Here is a 22219-nt window from a genome sequence, read left to right as displayed (position 1 = left end):
CACGCATTCCGAGAGTCAGGAGACCTGAGATGACTGATCGCACAGAGCTCTTCATCGACGGACAGTGGAGTCCGCCGTCGGATGGCACGGCGGCCGACGTCATCGAGGCGGCTACCGAGAAGGTTCTGGCACGGACCGCGCTGGCGGGGCGAGCAGACATCGATCACGCGGTGTCGGCGGCGCGCACCGCGCTGCGAGGACCCTGGAGTCTTCTGTCGGCTCTCGAACGTGCCGATCTGATGAGCGGATTCGCCGACGCCCTGCGGGCCCGAGGTCGCGACACGGCTCAGCTCGTCAGCCGCGAGAACGGTATGCCGATCTCCTTGTCCAAGGCGGTCAACGGGTACGGTCCCGCCGCGATGCTCGACTACTACGCATCCCTGATCCGCGCGGATGCCGTCGACGATGTCCGCCCGAGTGCGTACGGCGGGCGGACCGTCGTCCGCCGCGAGCCGGTCGGCGTCGTCGCGGCGGTGACGCCGTGGAACTACCCGCAACCGCTGGCGGCGATGAAGATCGCGCCGGCACTGGCTGCGGGGTGCACCGTGATCCTGAAGCCCGCACCCGAAACCGCATTGGATGCGTTCGTATTCGCCGACGCGGCCGCGGAGGCCGGACTGCCATCGGGTGTGGTGAACGTCGTCCCCGCCGATCGCGCGGCGAGCGCCTACCTCGTCGCGCATCCAGGTGTCGACAAGGTCGCGTTCACGGGTTCCACCGCAGCGGGCCGAGCCATCGGTGAGGTGTGCGGGCGCCTGCTGCGCCCCGTGACACTGGAACTCGGCGGCAAGTCGGCCGCGGTCGTCATGGACGACGCGGACCTCGACGACCTGTCGAGCCATCTCCTGGATGTCTGTCTGGTCAACAACGGTCAGACCTGTCACGCCAGCACTCGCATCCTCGCTCCCGCGAACCGTTATGACGAGGTCGTCGAGATGGTCACCGCCACGGCGCGTGGATTGCGTGTCGGCGATCCATTGGACAAGGGCACGGATGTCGGCCCTCTCGTCAGTCGTTCCCAGCGCGAGCGCGTACTGGGGTACATCGAGGCCGGCCGAGCGCAGGGATTCCGGGTCACCACCGGAGGTGGTGCGCCGCATGATCTTCCGGTCGGATGGTTCGTCGAGCCGACGGTCTTCGACCGGGTAGACAACAGTGCCACGATCGCGCAGGAAGAGATCTTCGGGCCCGTGCTGACCGTGACGCCGTATGCGGACGACGACGACGCCGTACGCATCGCCAACGACTCGCCCTACGGACTCGGCGGGACGGTGTGGACCAGCGACGAGGAGCGCGGACTCGCGATCGCCGCACGTGTCCGGTCCGGGACGGTCGGGGTCAATCACTACGCCCTCGATCTCGCCGCACCATTCGGAGGCGTCAAGGCGTCGGGACTGGGCCGGGAACTCGGCCCCGAAGGTCTGACCCCGTACCTGTCGACGAAGTCCGTGTATCTGTCCACCAATTGAGGGCCCTCATCCGGGCGCTCGACCCGCCTCACCCAGGAGCATCATGACGGCCCTACCTCTCGACGGTGTCCACGTACTGGATCTGACCGACGGACTCGGTGAGTCGGCAGGGCGATTCCTGGCCGATCTCGGCGCCGACGTCGTCCGTGTCGAGCCGGACTCGGGTTCCGAGTCGCGACGGACCGGGCACCGCGACGGCGGGCCCAGCATCCCGTTCGCGCTCCGCAACGCGAACAAGCGCAGCGTCTGCATCGATCTGACCGACGAGGCGGGAGTGGAGCGCTTCCGTTCGCTCGCGGCCGTCGCCGACATCGTGATCGAGTCGACCGGGCCCGGTCGACTGGCCGAACTCGGAGTTGCGCCCGAGGAACTGCTCGCCGCGTACCCCCGCCTGGTGGTCGTGTCCATCAGCGGTTTCGGCCAGACCGGTCCCTATCGGGACTGGACCGCGACGGAATCGGTCGTCTATGCCCTGAGTGGCGTGCTGTCGCGGTCGGGTGAACCCGGACGCGAACCGCTGCTGCCGCCGGTGGGGTTGGTGGAGGAGTCGCTCGGGGTTCACGCAGCCTGGTCCGCACTGCTCGCCCACCTCGACAGGCTCGAGACGGGAGTCGGTCAGCTGGTGGACATCTCGGCGCTCGAAGCGGTGGTGCACGGATTCGATCCCGGCTTCGGTGTCCAGGGCTCGGCCGCTGCCGGCCGTTCCGAGGACTTCCCACGCGGCCGTCCTGACGCGGCGAACTTCTACCCGGTCTTCCCGTGTGCCGACGGACAGGTGCGCATCTGTCTGCTCGCACGGCGGCAATGGCGGGCCATGTTCGCATGGCTCGGGGAGCCGGCCGAGTTCGCGGACCCCTCTTACGACACGATCCCGGCACGGTTCGCCGCGGCCGATCGCCTGCACCCCCTCATCGAATCGCTGTTCGCGGGTCACACCCGCGACGAGCTGGTCGCCCAGGGATCAGCGCGCGGCATCCCGGTGGGAGGAGTGTTGCGACCGGGCGAGGTGCTGGGAGAGAGACACTTCCAGGAGGCCGGGACCTTCACCGACGTCGAGATCGCCGACGGGGTGCGCGCGACCGTGCCGTCCGGGTACGCGAGGGTCGACGGCGTACGGCTCGGGTTCCGCCACCGCGCTCCGGCGATCGGCGAGGGTGGGGCCGCTGTTCTGGCCGAATGGTCTGATGTCGGCGGCACCGAGGTGGTCGGCGCGACACCCGGTCCGCCCGTGCGGTCCGCGGGTACGCATCCTTTCGACGGGCTCCGTGTCCTCGATCTCGGAGTGGTGGTGTTCGGCGCGGAGCTCGGCCGCCAGTTCGCCGACCACGGCGCCGACGTGATCAAGATCGAGAACACGGCATTCCCCGACGGTCTTCGACAGTCCAAACGCGGTGCGGCGCTTGCTGCCTCGGTGGCATGGGGGCATCGGAACAAACGATCTCTGGGCATCGACCTCCGCAGTCCCGACGGCCGGCGGCTCTTCCTGGACCTTGCAGCATCCGCCGACGTCGTGCTCGCGAACTTCAAGCCGGGGACCCTCGGATCCATGGGTCTGTCCTACGACGAACTCGCAGCCGTCAATCCGCGGATCGTGGTCGCCGAGAGCAGTGCCTTCGGTGGCCTCGGGCCGTGGAACACCCGACTGGGGTACGGACCGCTGGTCCGGGCAGCCTGCGGTGTCTCGTCCCTGTGGCGGTACTCCGAGGACTACCCGGGCCCGTGCGACGGCTCCACGGTCTACCCGGATCACATCGCCGCGCAGGTCAGCGCTGTCACGGTGCTCGCCACCCTGATCGCGCGGAAGACGACCGGTCGCGGTGCCGCCATCGAGGTGGCGCAGGCGGAGACGGCCATCATGCAGATCGGTGTCCATCTCGTCCGCGAGTCGTTGGATCCTGGTTCCGTCGCCGCGACGGGCAACGGCGATCCGTCCGCGAGCTCATTCGGTGTGTACCGCTGTAAGGGAGACGACGAGTGGATCGTCGTCGATGTCCGCGACGATCGCCACCGACGCGGTCTTGCGAGGGTTCTCGGGCGGAGTGTGCTCGCCGAGGATCATCGGCACGACTCCGGGGTGACTCGTCTGCGCCCGCGCGGCGAGATCGACGCGTTGCTCGTCGCGTGGCTCGCCGAGCTGAGTCCGACACAGGCCATGACCGCTCTGCAGGATGCGGGCGTCCCGGCCGGCGCGATGCTGCGGTTGCCCGAACTGCTGACCGATCCGCATCTGATCGCGCGAGATGCGTACTCGAGCCTCGATCATCCGCTGTTGCCGAACGATCTTCCCACGGCTGTCCGGGTGGCGCGGTTCGGGACTATCCCGGACGCACCTGTTCGACCCGCTCCGCTTGCGGGAGAGCACACCGCAGAGGTTGCCTCAGAACTGTTGGGGCTCGGCGTATCCGAGATCGCCGACCTCGTCGCGACCGGTGTGCTGCAGCCCGCCGGTGAGGTGACGGTGGCTGCCGGCTCCGCGTCCTCGAGCAGATGAGGTGAGGGACGCCACCGTCCGCGGTGGCGTCCCCCGCACGGTCTATCCCTTCATCAGGTCACGGTGGATGATCTCCTTCATGATCTCGTTCGTCCCGCCGTAGATCCGCTGAATGCGCGCATCGATGTAAGCCTTCGCAACCGGGTACTCCATCATGTATCCGTACCCGCCGTGCAGCTGTACCCCGCTGTCGATCACGCGCCCTTGCAGCTCCGTGGCCCACAGCTTTGCCTTCGCGGCATCGACGGCGGTGAGCCGCCCGCTGTTGTACTCCCGTACACAGCGATCGAGGTAGGCCCGCGAGACCTCGACCGCCGTCTGCAGATCGGCGAGGGTGAACCCGAGGCCCTGGAACTCGCCGATCCGCTTGCCGAATGCGGTGCGGTCCTTCACATAGGCAAGCGTCCAGTCGAGGACCGCCTCCGCCGACACCTGCGCCGCGATGCCGATGCCGAGGCGCTCGAGGGGCAGGCTCTGCATCAGGTACGCGAAACCCGCACCTTCCTCACCGAGGAGGTTGGCGGCGGGCACACGCACGTCGTCGAAGGCGAGCTCGGCGGTGTCCTGTGCGTGGAGACCGACCTTGTCGAGCTTCCGGCCCCGGCTGAATCCGGCGGTCCCGTCCTCGACCACGAACAGGCTGAAACCGCGCGAACCCGCCCCGGGATCGGTCTTCGCGAAGACGATGACGAGGTCGGCGAGGATGCCACTGGTGATGAACGTCTTGGCGCCGTTGATCACCCAGTGGTCGCCGTCGCGCCGAGCTGTCGTGGTGATGGACCGGAGATCGCTGCCGGCGCCCGGTTCGGTCATCGCGATGGCGCCGATCGTCGCGCCCGTGACGAAACCGGGGACCCACCGCGACTTCTGGTCGTCGTCGGCGTGACGTAACAGGTAATTGAGCACGATGTCGTCGTTCGTGGAGAAGCCCGACTGCAGCGCAGACGCCCCCACCCGGGCGATCTCGGTCTGGATCGCCACGCGGAACCGGTAGTCGGTCTCTCCGGGACCGCCGTACTCGGTCGGCACGGCGAGGCCGAGGATGCCCTGAGCGCCCGCTGCCCGCCATGTCTCGCGGTCGATCAGTCGATCGGTGTCCCACATCTCCAGCTTCGGCACCACGTGCTTGGTGACGAAGCCGCGTACCGACTCGCGGAACAACTCGTGGTCGGATTCGAACAGATCAGTCTGCATGGAGGTCTCCTGGTACAAGCGATGTCCGGCGCGGCATCGTGTCGCGCGGAGTCCGGTGTCACCTGATCGACACCGCCGAATGTCGACCATATACCTAACTACTGTAGGTTTACATCATCTGCGCACGGCGGGCGGCGCGCAGGTGTATACCGAGAAGCGTCGGGCTGGATCGCAGTGAGCAGGAGGGCGGATCGATGATCTCGTACGAATGGTGCCCACAACTCGTCGATGAGGATCTCGACGAGGTCCTCGCTCTCGTCGCGGCATCGGCCGAGTACGACGACGAGGCAGGGTTCACCCGTGTCGACCCGGATCTCGTACGGGAACGCGACGGTGTGGACGGCGCGATCCGACATCTGGCGATCAAGGCGCGCCGAGATCTCGGCCCGGACGAGGACGGACCCAAGGTCGTCGTCGCGTACCTGCACCTGGCGGTCGACGAGAATCGCATCGGTACCGTGTCCTACGTCGTGCACCCCGACTTCCGATCCCGGGGCATCACGACGTTGCTGGTCGAGCAGATCGGGCTCGACATCGACGAGCGCGCCGGGTGGGTCGGGTCCGGCGCGGACGCGCTGCGTTGCTGGGCCTACGCGACTCATCCGGCCTCGGAGCGTCTCACCAAACGTTTCCGGGTGCCCGCGGTCAGCAGGCAATGGACTCTCGTCCGACCTCTCGCGGGACCCTACGCACTCCCGGTCGAGCGCCCCGGGACGCCCACGGGCGCCTCGATCTCGGAATCGCGACCGATCCGGGCGGACGACGACGACGTCGTCGCGCTGCTCGGGCGTGCGCGCCTGCCCGAGGTGCAGCGCGATCGTCTGGGTGTCGACATGCGGCGCGGTACCGGGCAGGTCGCCTTTGCCCGAAACGACGACGATCAGGTGATCGGATTCGTCTGGTACTCGACCGAGACACATGTGCACTCGGAGCTGCGGACCGCGTCCGTGGACGCGTTGATCGTCGCGGCCGACGATCGCGGCTGCGGCCTCGGAGGTGCGCTCCTCGCTGAAGCGTTGGAACGACAACGGGACGCGGGTGTCCAACTGTCGATGCTGCGTATCGATCCCGATGATGTCGCTGCCGTGCGCATGTGCCGGCTGCTCGGATTCGAGCAGGAAGATGCGCACGCCTGCTATCAGGTCGGTCAGACCACCGCGCCGCCGCCAGCGTTCGAGTGACGTCGTGGGCGGAGGTCGTGTGCGGATCAGTGCCCTGAGGTGCCCCCGTCCACTGCCAGCGTCGATCCCGTGATGTACGACGCGGAGGGGCCCGCCAGGAAGACCAGGGCGGCATCCATCTCGCGCTGGGTCCCCATCCGCCCGAGCGGGCAGCCCCGCAAGAAATCGGCCATGGCGGCCTCAGGCAGGTGAGCGACCATGTCCGTTTCGACGAACCCGGGCGCGATCGCGTTGACGCGGATGCCTTTTCGGCCCGACCACTGATTCGCGAGATCGCGCGTCAAACCGATGATCGCGGCCTTGCTCGAGGAGTAGGCCGCCTGCGGCAGAGCGGATTTGACCAGACCGAGCATGCTCGCCACGTTGACGATGCTCGATCCGGGTTGCATCACGCGTGCGCAGGCCTGCGCCATCCAATAGCTCCCGAGTAGGTTGACATCGACGACCGCCCGGAAATCCTCGGGCAGTTCGCGGGTGGCGGGCGCCGCGTGCGTGACGCCTGCGTTGTTGACCAGGATGTCGACCCGGTCGAACTCGTCGAGCGTCGCGCGGACCAGGTCGTGGCATGCGCCGGGATCGGTCACGTCGGCGGTCACATCGAGAGCGCGCCCTCCAGCCGCGCGCACCTGTGCCGCAGCCGATCGCAGCGGTTCGGCGCGGCGCCCGGCCAGCACGACGTCGGCTCCCGACTCGGCGAGTGCGCGTGCGAAGCCGGCTCCGAGGCCGGAGCCGGCACCGGTCACGATCGCCACCCGGCCGTCCAGGCGGAACAGATCCAGGAGCGATCCGGTCGGTGGCGTCGTCGGTGTGTCCATCAGCTACTCCTTGTCGGCGCGGTCATCCCGGGCCGCGCGGGTGCGAGTCGACCCCGGCCGGTTGCTCGCATTAATCTAATACCATAAGATTAATGTCGTTCCACCCACGCCCGAAACGGAAAGTCTCGATGCCAGCGAAGACCGAGCAGGATCACCACACGTTGCAGGTGGCTGCCAAGGACGACGTCGCGGAGGGGGTCGTGTCGTTGACGCTGACCGATCCCGACGGGGGCCAGGTGCCGACCTGGACACCGGGGGCGCATGTGGATCTCGTACTAGGTGCAGACGTCGTGCGGCAGTACTCCCTGTGCGGAGACGTCGACGACCGATCGGGGCTTCGGGTTGCGGTGCTCTTGGAGGCGAACGGGCGCGGTGGTTCGCGGCGAGTGCATGATGATCTACGGGTCGGGGACATCGTCGATGTCGTCGGACCGCGCAATCACTTCGCTCTCGTCGACAGCTCCTCGTATCTGTTCGTCGCCGGCGGGATCGGGATCACTCCGCTGATGCCGATGATCGCCGAGGCCGAGACCCGCGGGGCGGACTGGACGCTCCTCTACGGTGGTCGCACGTCCACCGGGATGGCATTTGCCGACAAACTGTTCGGGCGATACGGGGATCGGGTCGTCGTGCGGCCGCAGGACGAGTACGGACTCCTCGATCTCGCCTCTGCACTCGACGGTGCCGTCGCCGGGACGCAGGTCTACTGCTGTGGCCCGGAACCCCTGCTCGCGGCCGTCGAAGACCTCTGCGACGGACGAGATGACGTCGAACTGCATGTCGAGCGGTTCGCTCCGAAGACGTCCGCCGCACCGTCGGGCCCGGCATTCGAGGTGGTCCTCAGCCAGAGTGGCCGCGAGATCCCGGTCGGCGAGGACGAAACGGTGCTCGACGCCCTGCTGCAGGCGGGGGTCGACGTCGACTCGTCGTGTCGAGAGGGCACCTGCGGAACGTGTGAGACCGGTGTGCTCGAAGGCATTCCGGACCACCGGGACTCGGTGCTGTCCGAGGATGAACAAGCGGCGAACGACTGCATGATGGTGTGTGTTTCGCGCAGTTGCTCACAGCGCCTCGTGCTCGACCTCTGACCTTGAACGCTGTTGATGAGGAGAACCACATGACCACTGAGATCGTCACCGGCGCCGATGGACCCGCCGTCCTGTACGAGGTCCGCGATCACGTCGCGATCGTCACGTTCAACCGACCTGGCGCGCTGAACGCGGTCAATGCCGAGCTCGCCACTGCTGCGGGAGCCGCACTCGAGAGAGCGGCCGAGGATCCGACGGTCCGTGTGGTGGTGCTCACCGGCGCAGGACGGGCGTTCTGCGCGGGAGCCGACCTGAAGGAGATCGCCGCAGGCCGTCGGATCGACGACCCTGATCATCGCGAATGGGATTTCGCGGGCATCGTGCGACACCGGATCCCCAAGCCGATCATCGCCGCGGTCAACGGGTTCGCGTTGGGCGGCGGCACCGAGATCGTGTTGGCCGCCGACCTCGCGGTGATCGACGAGAGTGCGTCGATGGGCCTGCCCGAGGTGAAACGGGGGATCATCGCGGCCGCCGGGGGGTTGCTCCGGATTCACCATCAGGTTCCGCAGAAGGTCGCGGCGGAGATCGTACTCACCGGAGAACCGGTGAGCGCGCACCGCGCATACGAACTCGGACTGGTGAACTCGGTGGCGCCCACGGGTACGGCCCTCGAGGTCGCCCTCGACCTCGGCGCGATCGTCGCGGCCAACGCGCCGCTCGCCGTGTCGGAGAGCAAGCGCGTCATGCACGAGACGTCGCGGTCCCAACGCGCCTGGGATGACGACGTGTGGGCGATCAACTCGTCAGCCATGCGTGTGGTGTTCGCCAGTGACGATGCCCGGGAAGGGCCACGCGCCTTCGCGGAGAAGCGTCTGCCGACGTGGACCGGACGTTGACCGTGGGGGCGGGTGCCAACGGTCCGGTCGTCACGGAACGCGTCGGTTCCGTGGCGATTCTGCGACTCAACCGGCCGGAACGGCTGAATGCCTTCACCGAGGATGTCCGTGCCGGCATGATCGCTGCCTTCGACGACTTCGATGCAGACGACGGCGTCCGTGCAGTTGTACTGACGGGGACCGGGCGAGCCTTCTGTGCCGGAGCGGATCTCGCCCGTGGCGGTGACACCTTCCGACCGGAGTCCGGGGAGGGCGACGATGGGTTCCCGCCCGATGCGGGCGGCCAGGTGGCATTGCGGATCTTTCGGTCGACCAAGCCGGTGATCGCAGCCGTCAACGGGCCCGCCGCGGGGGTGGGCGTCACCATGACTCTCCCGGCCGATGTCCGGATCGGCTCGGACACTGCGAAGTTCGGCTTCGTCTTCACCCGCCGCGGTCTCGTCCCGGAGGCGTGTTCCACCTGGTTCCTGCCCCGCATCGTCGGCATCTCGACTGCTGCGGAATGGGCGCTGGGAGGACGCATGGTGACGGCGGCCGAGGCCCTCGAGCGCGGACTACTGCGTGAGGTGGTCCCGGCGGAGAGGGTGGTGGATCGCGCGATCGAGGTGGCGAACGAGATGATCACGGGCACCGCTCCGGTGTCGGTTGCCCTCACCCGCTCGTTGTTGTGGACGATGCTCGGTGCGCCCGGACCCGAGGTGGCGCATCGGGCCGAATCCGAGGTGCTGTACGGACGTGGTCTCGCGGCAGATGTGCAGGAAGGCGTGCAGGCGTTTCTCGCCAAACGCGCGCCCGAGTTCACCGATCGGGTGTCGGACCTGCCGCTTGCCGTGGCGACCATGATGTCGAAAAGTGATTGACACCACATCTAGACACTATGTATGGTCCACGACATGACGCAGATCGACGCCCCCGCCTCGCAGCTCCCGTTCTCGGTGAACGGGCTCACGCCCGAATGGTTGAGTGACGCACTGACACAGGACGACCGAGCTGTCATCGTCGCCGATGTCGATGTCACGAGGATCATCTGGGGCTCGGCGACCAAGGTCTTCGCAACCCTCACCTTCGCGGAGAACGCCCGGGACATCCCCACGCAGGTGTGCATCAAAGGTGGGTTCGACGAGCGCAGCCGCGCTTTCGGACTGGGGCCGGCGTACGAACTCGAGGGTCACTTCTACCGTGATCTCGCACCCGGGTTCGCTGCCGAGGTGCCGGCGAGCTTCTACGCGGCGACAGAGGCCGATCAGGGCGTGATAATCATGGAGGACTTGACCGCTCGCGGTGCCGAGTTCGGCGATGCCACCGATCTGTGGCCGGTCGATGACGTCGCCACCACACTCGAGGTGCAGGCGAAGTGGCATGCGGCGCTGTGGGGGAGCACCAAGGGTGATCGGAAATGGTTGCCGATCGGGGCGAAAGCCGCCAGGGACGCGTTCACGGTGATGCTGAGCCCGGAGGTCTTCCATCCGCTGATCGAGCGCCCCGAGGTCCCGGAACTGTCCGCCGGACTGCGTGACGATGCGCGGGTCCGTGCCGGATTTGCGCGGCTCTGGGAGCATGATGATGCCGCGACGCACACCATCAATCACGGGGACGCGCATTTCGCGCAGCTGTACCGGGTTCCGGGTGCCGCCCCGGCCTACCTCGATTGGCAGACCGCATGTCTCGCACCGTGGGCACACGACGTGTCGTACTTCCTGGGGTCCGCACTCAGCATCGAGGATCGGCGCACACGAGAGCGGGAACTGGTTCGGCACTATGCTGATGCGTTGGCCGGGTACGGGGGGCCGCGCCTCGACGACGAGGAGGCCTGGTATCAGTACCGCCTGCACACTTTGCACGGGTTCGCATGGATGTGTGTACCGACGGTGATGCAGCCCTCTGCGGTGGTGGAGGCCATGGCCCACCGCTACGGCGCCGCTCTCGAGGACCACGACCCGATCGGCATGCTGCTCGGATGATGTTCGGAGGCAATGTATGACGTCCAGTGCCTGGGCCGCGCAGACGTTGGCCGATCAGGAGACCGGCACGGCTTTCGAGCATTTGATCGGCAGTCTTCGCGGTCTCCAGGACTCGGTCACGAGCACGCGGCCGCCCGCAGAGGTCGCGCTCGCCATCGCGGCCGAGTTGCGTGCCGTGGCGCATCGACTCGATGAGTTCGGAGTGGGGGAGGCCGACCAATTGGCCGGCGCCCAGATGGATTATCCGGGTCGGTCGCAGGCGTGCGTACCTGTGCTGGATCATACGGCGCAATCGGCTGACGAGGTACGAGGTACCCTGCAGCTCAGCAGATTCCATCTGGGTCGAAACGGCGCGGCACACGGTGGGGTGATCCCGCTGGTGTTCGACGAGATCTTCGGTCGGCTCGCCGGAACAGATCGGCCGCGATGTCGCACAGCGTTTCTGCATGTCGACTATCGTGAGATCACCCCGATAGGGCGGCGCCTGGATTTCACCGGGAGAGTCGAGCGGGTCGACGGGCGGAAGATCTTCGTGACCGGCAGCCTCGCTGATGGAGACGCGGTCGTAGCCGAGGCCGACGCGCTATTCGTCGTCCTGCGCGAGGGGCAACCCTGATCGGCTTAGATCACATCTCCACTGTGCGTTGCGTCGGATGCGAGTGATGTCATAAGTGCGCGGCGGTACGAGTCGATATTCACATCATGGGCCAGGTCCCCGGACAAGCTCTCGGGACCACTTCGGAGAGGGTGCCTCCGTGTGAGCGTTGAGATCATCGGCTGGGAATGCTCATCCAAAAGTTGCTGCCCTAGCGCAACTCGTGGAATGACGAAATGCATAGCTGCCCTGACTATTACGTAGGATCTGATTCGCGACGAGTGGTCGAAGTACGAGGATCCGCTTCGGTACAGCGCACAAAAGCGCCGGGCCCGCGTCGTTGCGCTGTTGGCGGACAGGGTGTTTGGGCAGCCGCGGCCACACTTCGTACGACTGTTGTTTCCGTGGAAGAGCTCTCCATGCGCAGGTCATCACGCAGCTGTGGTCTACCCGCATTACTCATTCGGACTTCGATTTGCTCTTCGTAGTTCTTCTCCTGCTAGGCATCAGCTGCGTGCCTGGCTGATGTTTGTATGAGCGATCTTCAGGTATGTCGATGACGACTTCGCCCGAGGGGCGAGTTCTGACAGTGCTGGACGAACGACGCGGCTGAGGGGGCCAGGGCGGCCCACGATTTCCAATTTCGGTTACTAGGCGGCGGCGCACGACTGAGTGATTACGTGGCTGTCGGGAAAACGAGGTGGGGCGTATGGTGCCCATGGGAAAGCCGAGTCGATCACCGCGTTGCGCTTTATCGTTGCTCGCCAAGCGTGACCCCGAGGACGCGTTTCCTCTTCCTCGACCTACGCTTGAGACTTTGGAGCGCAGAATGGTCTGATTCACCAAATATGCTTTACATACGCCCGCGAATTGTTGTTTTTGTGATGGTTTCCATCGGCCTAAACTTCGTATTTAGGGGGTATCCAATGCGCCTCCGCTGGCCAAGGTGGGAACGAATGCGAGATCGCGACGTCGCTGTCACAGTGCTTGTATGTGCTGATCAGGGACTTGACGAACGTGCAGAGGCGCTGCAGTCGGTGTGCGGCGTGCTGACGGCGTGTGCGGCATCGCTGATTATATGGGCGCCCGTGGCGGTTTGCCTGTCCGCCCTCGCCTCCTGATCAAGCGCCCTGTCGGCGGACCCTCAACTACTCGTTCGAGCCCGGTGATCGAGCCCGGTGATCGACTATTAACCGGAGCGTGGTGTAACACCTACTTGCCGATCGTGACAACGATTCTTGTCCGATCCCGCGGTGCCCGACTTTTGCGAACCATTATTGCACTTTGCGGTAGTTAATGATCACGGTCCGGTTGTGAGTAGGTCGGCCTTGCTTTACATTCGGAACGTGGCAAACGCCGGAACCGATTAACAGGTTTCTCGAATTCGGCGCCAGGTCAAGAAATGCGCCGATGTCACACCCATCTATTCGCTGGGGGGCCAGCTATGGAGGGTTCCGTGACCAGTAGTCGGGATACCGGTCAGGTGGAGGTCGACGTTCAGGGCGTCCGGCTGCGCCATCGACTCACAATCAGCGGAGACCGCTCACAACGATCATGGGTGAGTGGGTACGTCAGACGGCTGATACTGACGGATGCGGCTGTGGTGACGATCGCGGTGCTCGCGGCGCAATGGCTCCGTTTCGGCTCTGACGGCGCACTGGTTCCGGCGGGGGCGACCAGCGTACCCGTGGGCCTCGTGTCCGTCGTGCTCATCGGTGCATGGTTGGCGGCCTTGCGCGGAACGCACTCCCTGGATCGTCGGATCTTGGGGGCGGGCCCTCTGGAGTACAGCAGAGTCGTGACGGCGTGCCTGTGTGTGTTCGGGCTACTTGCCATGCTTGATCTGCTGTTTCGCCTCAACATCGCGCGGGGTTTCATAGCTCTCGCGCTACCGATCGGAACCCTCGGTTTGCTGGCTGGGCGGCGATATTGGCGCGCCGGCCTCCATCGACAGCGACTGCTCGCGAAGAATCTCGACGATGTGGTGGTCGTCGGGGCCGTATCGTCCGCCGCCCCGATGATCGAGCGGCTGGCCGCGCAACCCCAGCTCGGATACCGCGTCGTGGGAGCCTGTGTTCCCGCGACGGCCTACTCGCCCGACTTGTGCGTGCCGTCTGGGGGAGGTGACGTCCCCGTGCTCGGCTGTTTCGACCAGGTCCGCGAGGCCGTCATCAGGTGCGGGGCGACAACTGTCGCGATCACATCGGCCGACGCTCTTGGTCATCAGGCGATGCAGGAACTCTCCTGGGATCTCGAAGGGATCAATGTCGACATGTTGATCTCACCGGGGGTCCTCGACGTGGCCGGCCCGAGAATGCTGATGCGGCCGGTCGCCGGTCTGCCTCTCCTACATATCGACAAGCCGCGCTACGACGGCGCCAACAGGACACGCAAGGCCCTCCTCGACCGACTCGGGGCAGCGACGCTGCTCCTGTTCATGATGCCAACCCTTCTTCTCGTTGCTCTCGCCGTGAAGATCGACTCCCGCGGCCCGATCTTCTACCGCTCGACCCGTGTTGGCCTGAACAACCAGCCATTCGAGATGTGGAAGTTCAGGTCGATGGTCGTCGGAGCCGACTCTGAGCGGGCGGCCTTGGCGGCGCAGAACCAGGCCGCAGGTGTGATGTTCAAGATGCGCGAAGATCCGCGCGTGACGCGCGTGGGCAGAATCATTCGCGCGTACAGCATCGACGAGGTCCCGCAGCTGTTCAACGTGGTCGGCGGGAGCATGAGCCTGGTGGGACCGCGTCCGCCGCTTCCCAATGAAGTGGCGCGATACGACGGCCGTGTCGCCCGACGGATGCTGGTGAAGCCGGGCATGACCGGCTTGTGGCAGGTGTCAGGACGTTCCGATCTCTCCTGGGAAGAATCAGTACGGCTGGATCTCTCGTACGTCGAGAATTGGTCGATCATGCAGGATCTTGTAATCCTCTGGCGCACTGTGCATGCCGTCTTCGCACGCGAAGGAGCTTACTGACCCGTGAGTGTTCGAGTGGATCACGTGGTCTGCCGATCAGGACGCAGCCGACAACAGCGTGTGGCTATCGAGTGGCAAGGATGTCGATGATGAGAGTTCTTCACGTTACGAACGTGTTCGACGGGGGAATCAGCAGGGCCATTGCGAAGATCATCGAGCTGACACCTGAGGTCGAGCACTACTTGATCAAAGCCGGGAGTGAATGTGCCCGCAGTATCGATGGCCTCCGTGAGGCCCGTGACCTACCGAGCGGACATCTACGGGCACGAGCCGCCGTACGGGACGCGATCCTTGAGATAGACCCGGATCACATCCACGCACACTCCAGTTGGGCTGGGGTTTACACGCGAACCGGTCTCACCGGACGTGGTCGTCAGATCATCTATCAGCCACACTGTTTCGTACTCGAGGATCATGATCGTCCGCGTTACCACAGGGCCGTGTTCAGTGCGGTTGAGCATCTATTGAGTACTCGCAGGCAAACTGTCGTCGCATTGACGCGACACGAGTCGACGATTGCCGGGGGTCTCCTCGGGGCGCGCATCGGCCGTGTATCGGTGTTGCGACTTCCCAACGCCCCGTCGATACTTCCGCGATGCGTGCGAAGCCGCGAGGAAGATGACCACGCCTCGTTGGTGGTGATGGTCGGAAGAATATGTAGCCAGAAGGACCCTGCGTTCTTCGGTGAGTTGGCCGCTTGCGCGAAGCGATGCAATCCGGAGCTTGAATTCGTATGGGCCGGCGACGGAGATGTCGGACTTCGGCGTGTGCTGGAACGGCATGGCGTCGATGTCACAGGCTGGCTGGACAGTGATGCACTGTCGGATCTGCTGTCGAAGGCCCGACTGTATGTCCACTCCGCGCGTTACGAAGGCTTCCCGTTGAGCGTTCTCGACGCGGCTGCGTTCAGAGTTCCGGTCATCGTCCGGCCGATCGACTGCTTCGCAGAGTCGGGCTTGCCAACGGCCGACTCACCCGAAGCCATGTCGCGCCGCCTCACGGACCTGGCGGTCGATGGTGTCGAGCGTGACAACGCTCTGCGGGCGGGCGATCGGATGCTCGCACAAATGAACGAAGGCGCGCAGCGCAACTCATTGCGCGAACTGTATTCCTACGCGGATGAGATGGCTGCCGTCTGATGAAGGTCTACATGCCCAGCCGAATTGTCGACCGGCACGTCGGAGGCAATACGACCTACGCGCGAAACCTTCGGGCGGAGATGGAGAAGCGCGGAGTTCGTGTTGCGACGATCGGAACTGCCTCGCATCCGCTCATCACGGTTGCCGAAGAGACGATCGCAGGTCTGCGCAAACGAGAGCCGAGTCAGCTGCTGCATTATGTCGCCGACACAGGACCATTGGTACCAACGCGTCTACCGTCGGTGGTGACGGTGCATGGGGTGGCCAGCCGGTGGATATCCACCGCACGAACCGCCCGTCAGGAGCGTATCTGGCGCGCTCGTGTGTCGAGGGCCATCCGTAGCTGCGATCGGATCATCTCGGTCTCTCGTTCCAGCGCCGACGATATTGCTGAGACGTTCACCATTCCTCGCGACGAGATCGTGGTGATCCCGCACGGTGTGGGCACCGTGGTAGAGGAGTTCGATGCGGAGCACGCGGACGATCATGCTGACGATCTGGACAGCACGGTCCTGTATCTCGGCAACATCGAACCGAGAAAGAACCTGATCGAGCTCGTGCGGGCGTTCGAGTCACCGTCGCTGAGTGACGTTCGCCTGGTCATCGCGGGCCGGCCGGCGTGGAACCACGCGGCCACGATGGCAGAGATTCGCCGATCGCCTTCGACCACGCACCTGGGCTTCGTCAGCGAGAGCGAACGGCAACGTCTGGTCCGGAACTGCGCACTGTTCGTGTTCCCCAGTCTGTATGAGGGGTTCGGTCTCCCAGTGTTGGAAGCGCTGAGCATGGGGGCAGTCGTACTCAGTTCGGATCGTGGCGCGCTCGACGAGGTGGCCGGCCCCGCCATGCGCTTCACGGGTTTGGACGCCGAGGCCATCGCCGCCGACATCAGGCGCGCACTCGACGATCGTGATGCTCGCTGTCGTGTGCGGGAAGAGGGGCCGATCTGGGCGGAGAGGTACACGTGGGAGTCGAGCGCCGAAGCGCATTTGCGAGTCTACGAGAGTCTGCTGTGAAATCGGTACTGATCCTGCACGCGTACAGCAGCAGGAACCGCGGTGACGGGCTGCTGGTCGAATATGCGGTGAGACTCGCACAGGAAGCCTTTCCGGCTGAATCAGTGTCGGTGACTGTTGTCGCGCGTGACTGCGACTCGTTCTCGCATCTCGATGTCGAACTCGTCGATGCCCTCCCGCGAGGATTATCTGAGTTGGCCGCCTACGCGCGAACACTCAAACGGATCGCGAACTTCGATCTGATCCTCGGCGTGGGTGGCGGGTATCTACGATTCGGAACTCCGACGGAGGCGATGAAGGCTGCGGTGGTACATCTTCCGCAACTGCTGGCGACACGACGGTCGAGCGGTCAGGCGGTGTATCTCCCGCAGAGTGTCGGACCCCTGAGGTTCGGCACTCGGCCAATCGTGCAACACCTACTCGGTCGGACCCGTCAGGTGTTCGTGCGAGACGATCGCAGCGCTTCAGATCTGACACCTTGTGACAACGTCGTCAGGGAACCTGATCTGGCGATTGTGCTCGGAGAGTTTCGGCGTACGTCGGAGTCGATCGACCCGGTGCCGGTACTGACGGTCCGATCGGTTGGCGGCGGAGTTCCGCACCAAGTCCGGTCGCTCGCCTCGGCGATAGGTGTGTTCGACGGTTACGTTCAGAGTTCGGTGGGGGGCAATGACGACCGTGAGGCGATGCGGTCCCTCGGGGCCCGGCAATTGCTCGACGAAAGTGAGTTGATGGCGGCTGGCGCCGCACCGAGGGTGGTGATCGCGGTCCGTCTCCACGCCGCATTGATAGCGCTTCACAATGGCCACTTCGTCATTCATCTTGCATACGAACGCAAGGGATTCGGCGCATTCGAAGACCTGGGCCTGCTGGAATACGTACATCCGGTCGGGACGTTCGCGGTGTCCGAGGTGCGGGAACAGGCGCAGAAGCTCGTCACCGATACCCGGGCTCGTCAAGAGTACGACGGGTTGATCCAGGATCGCTCGGAACGATTGGCGGGCGCACGCGATCGGATAGTCGGGGCGCTCAGGTCGACGGCGGGCGCTCGAACGTGACTGTCCCCAGCCTGGCTTCTTCGAACCTGTTCGCATCTCCAGCGCGATCAGATGAGTGCAGTCCGATCATTCTGCAGATCCGATTTCCCTGGTGGTTGAACCCACTGTGGCCCGCCGGGTTGTTCATCGGTGTCTTTCTGCTCTCGTCCACGGCTTCGACCTCCGGAATGTTCTCGCTATGGCGCGTACCTCGTTATGTAGACGGACAGTACGCGCTCCTGGCGTCCATCAGTGCTCTGGCATTCCTGATCGGTCTCAGCATCAACTGTCTCCGCCGCACACCGGCCGCGGTCCACATGGAGTTGACCGGATCGGCCATCCGCATGTTACGAGTGTGCGTTGGTGTCGCCTTCTGGCTGTGTCTTCTCGGCTACGTGTTGTGGATCGGATTGGCACTGGCGCGCGGCACCACCGCGTCAGATTTCCTCGCGGTCCTCCGCTTCGAGGACGGAGCCATAGGTGCTTTGAAGCGCTTGAGTCCTCCGGTCGCGGGTGTTACCACCTTCGCGCAGCTCGGTGCCGTTGCAGCACCTCTGATGGTCTTGCTTCGCAAGAGCGGGATCGGAGGGCAGGCGAAGCGACTGACGATAGTCGTGGCCTTGGCGCTGTTCCGCTCCTTCTTCTATGGTGAGCGTCTCGCGATCATCGAGGTCGTCCTGCCAGTGTTGATCATCGCGATAGTGGTCACCAGGGTGGGCCGCGACACCGCTGGCACTCGGGGGCTGCCTTCCTCGGGTCCACGTTCGCGATTCCTGCTCAGATCGGTGCCGTTCCTGGCGCTACCGGTGATCTGGGTTGTGTTCGCGGTGTTCGAGTACTCCAGGAGTTGGCTGTACTACCGGAACGTGATCAACACCTCGTTCACGGAGTACGTGTCCACTCGATTGGTCGGCTACTACGCGACGACCGCGAACAACGGTGCGCTATACCACGGATTGGTCGCCGACCGCGCCCATGATCCGTACTTCACCTTTCCTGTTCTGTGGGACGCCCCGTTCGCACAGATGTTGCTCGGAGACCCATCGGTTGAGGGAGGTCCGCCGCGCACGTGGTGGCGGATAATGTTGGAGAACTACGGAAATCCCGAGTTCAACAACGAAGGCACCTTCCTCGTAACCGATGCCGATCTCGGGACTGCCGCGTCGCTGGTCTTCTGGCTCGTCCTGGGCTTCGTGGTGGGGTACGTCTATCACCGGGCGCGCGTCGGCTCGCTGTCCGCTGTTGTCGCTTATGCCGTGCTGTTCCTCGGGCTGGTCGAGATATCGCGCATCATCTACTGGGTCCAGGGCAGGTTCTTCCCGATCGCGATCTTCGTCGTGCTCGTCGCCTTCCTCCTACGGTCAAGCACCAGAACAGTCGAACGACAGTCTGTTTCGGGAGCGACGCCATGATCCGCGGCAAGGGCGTTCGACTCGTCTACGGCGCTGTCGACCAATCGATCGTCAGCTTCACCAGCTTCGTGCTCCTGATAGTCGGCGCGCAGTTCCTCGCCCCAGTCGATCTCGGTGTCCTCGCGACCGCCATGGTGTTCTACCAAGTGATGATCGCGGTGGCACGAGCGGTGACTGGTGAGCCCCTTTTGGTGCTGCGCTGGACTGATCCTGCCCGAGAGGCCGACGTGCGTCGGTCGATGATGGGGGCTTCACTTCTCGGCTCGCTTCCCATTGCCGGTGTCGGAGCCGTCATGCTGATGACTGCCTCGAACTCGCTCGTCGAAGCGGTGGGAGTATGCCTCGCGTTCGCTCCGGTGATCTTGGCCTACGATGCGCTCAGATTCGACTACATCTCGCGGCTCGAGAACCGCGCGCTGTCGGGCATCGACGGCGGTGTCGCGCTGTGCCAATGCATCGGTATGGCGATTGCGCTCCACTTCGGATCCGCCCCGCCATTGGCACTGGCAATTGCACTCGCACCGCAGTCGGTGCCCCTTGCCATCTATTTCACCCGGTCGCGCCCACGTCGAACCGATCTCCGAACATGGTTCACGGCGGCTCGTCGCTATGCACCCAGTTTCCTCTACGAGTCTGTGTGGGGTGCACTGCTGCAATGGTTTCTGGTGTTCTTCGTGGTCATCTTCGCCGGACTGGCGGAGGCTGCCGCCTTCCGGGCAATCGTGGTGGTGTTCGGTGTGACGAATGTGGTGACCAACTACCTTCGCTCGACGGCACTGTCGCACATCACCAGGCGAGGTGAACTGACGGCTCACTCAGCCAGGCTCGACGCAGTGTGGATGGCGATGGCGATCACATTGACCGTCGGGGCCTCCATGGTCGCGTTGCTGGCGATTCCGGACAGTTGGGGTCATCGAATTCTCGGCGATACATGGTCGATGGCAACGGAGTTCGTAGTTGTCGGCGCACTGGCGCGCGTATCTGCCGCGTTCGAGGCCATCCCCGGCGTCCTTCTGCGCGCTGTGCGCGAGACGTGGTCGGTGGTCTGCGTTCGGACCGCAGTCGGACTGGCCGCACTCGTTGTGTGTCCACTCACGGTCGCGATCGGTGGGGTCGCAATGGGTTTTGTCTCCCTGGCTGTCATGTCGTGGGTTCTGACTCTCTCGCTTTCCGTACTGCTATGGCGCAGCCTCGCGCACCGACATCCAACTCCCGACTCAACCGATGTGGGACCCGTCGACGATCACCCACTGCAGCAGGAGGTGTCCCGTGTGTCCGAGCCGAGCTCGGCGCGTAATGCGCAACATCGGTGAGCGTCGATTGATGCGCTCGCCGGAGGTAGCTTCCAGTGTTTTTCCAATCGAGGGAAAGAAGTGATCGCAATGGCCCCAGAAACTGTCCGAGTGGAGGCCACGCCGACGAGCTCGGTACGTGCCACGATTGCGGTGATAGCACGCAACTGGTGGGTGATTCTTCTGTGTGCTGTCATCGGAGCAGTTCTGGGAATGGCAGCCAGCCTTGCGCAACAGCCTGTCTATCGGTCGACCGCGACGCTCTACGTGACTTCCGGAGCTGACGCGAACTCCCAGAGCGCATATCAGGGCTCGCTGGCGTCGCAGCAGCGTGTCGCTTCCTACGCGGAGTTGGTGACGTCTGATGCCGTTGTCACAAAGGGTTTGCGGGACGGCGGATTAGACGATCTGTCGCCTGCCGCGGCCAAGGAAGCTCTGGACGCGATGAGTACGCCCGAGACCGTACTCCTCAGAATAAGTGCCGATTCGACCGACGAGCAGGTGGCCACACGTCTGGCTGACGCTGTGGCGGAATCACTCACCGAGTACGTGACGGGGTTGGAACGGCCGAGTAGTGGTGGTGCGCCACTGGCCAAACTGACGGTTGTGAACCGCGCAACTCCGGAATCAGGACCGGTGTCCCCGAAGATTCTGCGTAACACGGTGTTCGCTCTTCTCGCCGGAGTAGCCGTCGGATTGGTTATCGTGTTCGTACGGCGCAAGCTGGATGTCAAGGTCAGAAGCCAATCGGACGTCACCGCGCTCAGTGGTGCGCCAGCCGTGCTGACGACCGTGCCGAGTGAATCGGTCCTCAAAGACCACTACGTGATCGACTTCCGTAGCGGGTCGAGCCCTGCTGCTGAGTCGTACCGGAGGTTGCGGACCAACCTGGGCTTCGTGAGCGTCGATCGACCGCTGCGGACGATCTTGGTGACGAGTGCCGGTCAGGGCGAGGGCAAGACGACCACCGCGATGAACGTGGCCGCTGCTCTCGCCGAGGCCGGACAGAGGGTGGTCGTTGTCGATGCAGACCTTCGGAAGCCGACCATGGCGGCCCGGTTCGGGGTCAGTGACAGCATCGGTGTGACCGACTACCTTGCCGGCAATGCCGAGATAGTGGATCTGTTGCAAGAGACCGGATTCCCGAATCTCGCCATTCTGGCGAGTGGTGCGCTCCCGCCCAATCCAGCTGAGTTGCTGGGCTCGGAGAGAGCAAGGACTCTGATGGAAGATCTGTCCCGCCGTTTTGACCACGTCGTCGTCGACTCGCCGCCTGTTCTACCGGTCACCGATGCGGCGGTCCTGGCGAGCCTTGTCGACGGAGTGGTCGTTGTCGTCCGAGCCGGACGGTCAAGGCTGCCGGAACTCGCTGACGCTCTGGAGCGACTCCGCACGGCTCATGCGCCTCTGGCCGGAGTGGTTGTGAACGACGAGCGCCCGAGCGGCAGTTCCTATCGATATGCCTACTACCGTTCATCACCTCCCTCCGCATCGGAGGACTTGGCGCTCGCAACACCAGTCGCGCCCACTGATGTGACCGCCGCGCACGGATCCAACTCCCGAGGTGGGTGAGATGCGGCGCACACGTACACCGTCTGCAGACGGGCGCCACTGGGGTGGTCGGAGACTCCTCGGGTGGGGGATCGCGGTCTTCCTGGTCGCCGTTCTGCTTGTGCTCGGAGCCTGGATCATATTCTCTGCTCAAAAGGTTCG

17 protein-coding genes and 1 pseudogene are annotated in these 22219 nt (G+C 64.5%); 16 read left to right on the top strand and 2 right to left on the bottom strand.

Features of this window, described 5'->3' with window-relative positions; genetic code table 11:
• Positions 1–29 precede the first annotated feature (29 nt).
• Both GS4_RS11520 and GS4_RS11515 read left to right on the top strand, forming a co-directional pair.
• On the top strand, positions 30–1469 hold the full coding sequence (locus tag GS4_RS11520) for an aldehyde dehydrogenase (RefSeq protein WP_007620689.1): 1440 nt from the start codon (positions 30–32) through the stop codon (positions 1467–1469).
• Between the two features lie 43 nt (positions 1470–1512).
• Entirely contained in the window at positions 1513–3960 is a 2448-nt protein-coding gene (locus tag GS4_RS11515; protein ID WP_007620688.1) for a CaiB/BaiF CoA transferase family protein, read from the top strand.
• A gap of 42 nt (positions 3961–4002) precedes the next feature.
• On the opposite strand, the gene GS4_RS11510 is transcribed toward GS4_RS11515, so the two are convergent.
• Positions 4003–5154 carry an acyl-CoA dehydrogenase family protein gene (locus GS4_RS11510; protein ID WP_007620682.1) on the bottom strand — a complete coding sequence of 384 codons (1152 nt, stop codon included), beginning with the start codon at positions 5152–5154 and terminating at the stop codon, positions 4003–4005.
• 194 nt (positions 5155–5348) lie between these two features.
• Between GS4_RS11510 and GS4_RS11505 the strand changes: the two genes are divergently transcribed.
• On the top strand, positions 5349–6335 hold the full coding sequence (locus tag GS4_RS11505) for a GNAT family N-acetyltransferase (RefSeq protein ID WP_007620680.1): 987 nt from the start codon (positions 5349–5351) through the stop codon (positions 6333–6335).
• Positions 6336–6361: 26 nt separating this feature from the next.
• Here GS4_RS11505 and GS4_RS11500 read toward each other — a convergent pair whose 3' ends face one another.
• Complete coding sequence (locus GS4_RS11500; protein WP_007620678.1) at positions 6362–7150, bottom strand: SDR family NAD(P)-dependent oxidoreductase; 789 nt, start codon at positions 7148–7150, stop codon at positions 6362–6364.
• 128 nt (positions 7151–7278) lie between these two features.
• Here GS4_RS11500 and GS4_RS11495 point away from each other — a divergent pair, with 128 nt between their 5' ends.
• From GS4_RS11495 to GS4_RS11440, 13 genes and pseudogenes are all read left to right on the top strand, one after another.
• Positions 7279–8238 carry a PDR/VanB family oxidoreductase gene (locus GS4_RS11495; protein ID WP_007620677.1) on the top strand — a complete coding sequence of 320 codons (960 nt, stop codon included), beginning with the start codon at positions 7279–7281 and terminating at the stop codon, positions 8236–8238.
• A gap of 29 nt (positions 8239–8267) precedes the next feature.
• A complete protein-coding gene (locus GS4_RS11490) occupies positions 8268–9077 on the top strand; it encodes a crotonase/enoyl-CoA hydratase family protein (protein ID WP_007620670.1) in 810 nt (269 codons plus the stop codon).
• On the top strand, positions 9062–9937 hold the full coding sequence (locus GS4_RS11485; RefSeq protein ID WP_245555633.1) for an enoyl-CoA hydratase-related protein: 876 nt from the start codon (positions 9062–9064) through the stop codon (positions 9935–9937). Before GS4_RS11490 ends, GS4_RS11485 begins: the two co-directional genes overlap by 16 nt.
• A gap of 33 nt (positions 9938–9970) precedes the next feature.
• Complete coding sequence (locus GS4_RS11480; RefSeq protein WP_157226596.1) at positions 9971–11038, top strand: oxidoreductase family protein; 1068 nt, start codon at positions 9971–9973, stop codon at positions 11036–11038.
• Positions 11039–11054: 16 nt separating this feature from the next.
• The gene (locus tag GS4_RS11475; protein WP_007620662.1) at positions 11055–11654 is read left to right on the top strand and encodes a PaaI family thioesterase; all 600 of its coding nucleotides are present in this window, start codon (positions 11055–11057) and stop codon (positions 11652–11654) included.
• A 1423-nt stretch (positions 11655–13077) separates the two neighbouring features.
• Positions 13078–14610, top strand: coding sequence for a sugar transferase (locus GS4_RS11470; RefSeq protein ID WP_083862710.1), 1533 nt, complete (start codon positions 13078–13080; stop codon positions 14608–14610).
• Between the two features lie 80 nt (positions 14611–14690).
• Positions 14691–15164 (top strand): annotated as a pseudogene (locus GS4_RS26395) (glycosyltransferase); the annotation flags it as partial.
• 45 nt (positions 15165–15209) lie between these two features.
• Positions 15210–15749, top strand: coding sequence for a glycosyltransferase (locus tag GS4_RS26195; protein ID WP_245555632.1), 540 nt, complete (start codon positions 15210–15212; stop codon positions 15747–15749).
• Positions 15749–16765 carry a glycosyltransferase family 4 protein gene (locus tag GS4_RS26330; protein WP_007620658.1) on the top strand — a complete coding sequence of 339 codons (1017 nt, stop codon included), beginning with the start codon at positions 15749–15751 and terminating at the stop codon, positions 16763–16765. The genes GS4_RS26195 and GS4_RS26330 overlap by 1 nt, the downstream gene beginning before the upstream one ends.
• Entirely contained in the window at positions 16714–17823 is a 1110-nt protein-coding gene (locus tag GS4_RS11455; protein WP_157226595.1) for a polysaccharide pyruvyl transferase family protein, read from the top strand. Before GS4_RS26330 ends, GS4_RS11455 begins: the two co-directional genes overlap by 52 nt.
• A gap of 95 nt (positions 17824–17918) precedes the next feature.
• On the top strand, positions 17919–19214 hold the full coding sequence (locus tag GS4_RS11450; RefSeq protein WP_007620656.1) for an oligosaccharide repeat unit polymerase: 1296 nt from the start codon (positions 17919–17921) through the stop codon (positions 19212–19214).
• Positions 19211–20527 (top strand): MATE family efflux transporter, encoded by a 1317-nt coding sequence (locus tag GS4_RS11445; protein WP_007620655.1) that lies wholly within the window; start codon positions 19211–19213, stop codon positions 20525–20527. The genes GS4_RS11450 and GS4_RS11445 overlap by 4 nt, the downstream gene beginning before the upstream one ends.
• Positions 20528–20617: 90 nt before the next feature.
• The gene (locus tag GS4_RS11440) at positions 20618–22078 is read left to right on the top strand and encodes a tyrosine-protein kinase domain-containing protein (protein WP_245555630.1); all 1461 of its coding nucleotides are present in this window, start codon (positions 20618–20620) and stop codon (positions 22076–22078) included.
• Positions 22079–22219 lie beyond the last annotated feature (141 nt).

Origin of the sequence: Gordonia soli NBRC 108243, assembly GCF_000334455.1 — a bacterium.
GTDB classification, from domain to species: Bacteria; Actinomycetota; Actinomycetes; order Mycobacteriales; family Mycobacteriaceae; genus Gordonia; species Gordonia soli.
This window is presented reverse-complemented; position numbering and strand designations above follow the sequence as displayed.

Coding starts and splice junctions, on each gene's coding strand:
- GS4_RS11520 (WP_007620689.1), top strand. CDS start 30: ATGACTGATCGCACAGAGCTCTTCATCGACGGACAGTGGAGTCCGCCG.
- GS4_RS11515 (WP_007620688.1), top strand. CDS start 1,513: ATGACGGCCCTACCTCTCGACGGTGTCCACGTACTGGATCTGACCGAC.
- GS4_RS11510 (WP_007620682.1), bottom strand. CDS start 5,154: ATGCAGACTGATCTGTTCGAATCCGACCACGAGTTGTTCCGCGAGTCG.
- GS4_RS11505 (WP_007620680.1), top strand. CDS start 5,349: ATGATCTCGTACGAATGGTGCCCACAACTCGTCGATGAGGATCTCGAC.
- GS4_RS11500 (WP_007620678.1), bottom strand. CDS start 7,150: ATGGACACACCGACGACGCCACCGACCGGATCGCTCCTGGATCTGTTC.
- GS4_RS11495 (WP_007620677.1), top strand. CDS start 7,279: ATGCCAGCGAAGACCGAGCAGGATCACCACACGTTGCAGGTGGCTGCC.
- GS4_RS11490 (WP_007620670.1), top strand. CDS start 8,268: ATGACCACTGAGATCGTCACCGGCGCCGATGGACCCGCCGTCCTGTAC.
- GS4_RS11480 (WP_157226596.1), top strand. CDS start 9,971: ATGACGCAGATCGACGCCCCCGCCTCGCAGCTCCCGTTCTCGGTGAAC.
- GS4_RS11475 (WP_007620662.1), top strand. CDS start 11,055: ATGACGTCCAGTGCCTGGGCCGCGCAGACGTTGGCCGATCAGGAGACC.
- GS4_RS11470 (WP_083862710.1), top strand. CDS start 13,078: ATGGAGGGTTCCGTGACCAGTAGTCGGGATACCGGTCAGGTGGAGGTC.
- GS4_RS26330 (WP_007620658.1), top strand. CDS start 15,749: ATGAAGGTCTACATGCCCAGCCGAATTGTCGACCGGCACGTCGGAGGC.
- GS4_RS11445 (WP_007620655.1), top strand. CDS start 19,211: ATGATCCGCGGCAAGGGCGTTCGACTCGTCTACGGCGCTGTCGACCAA.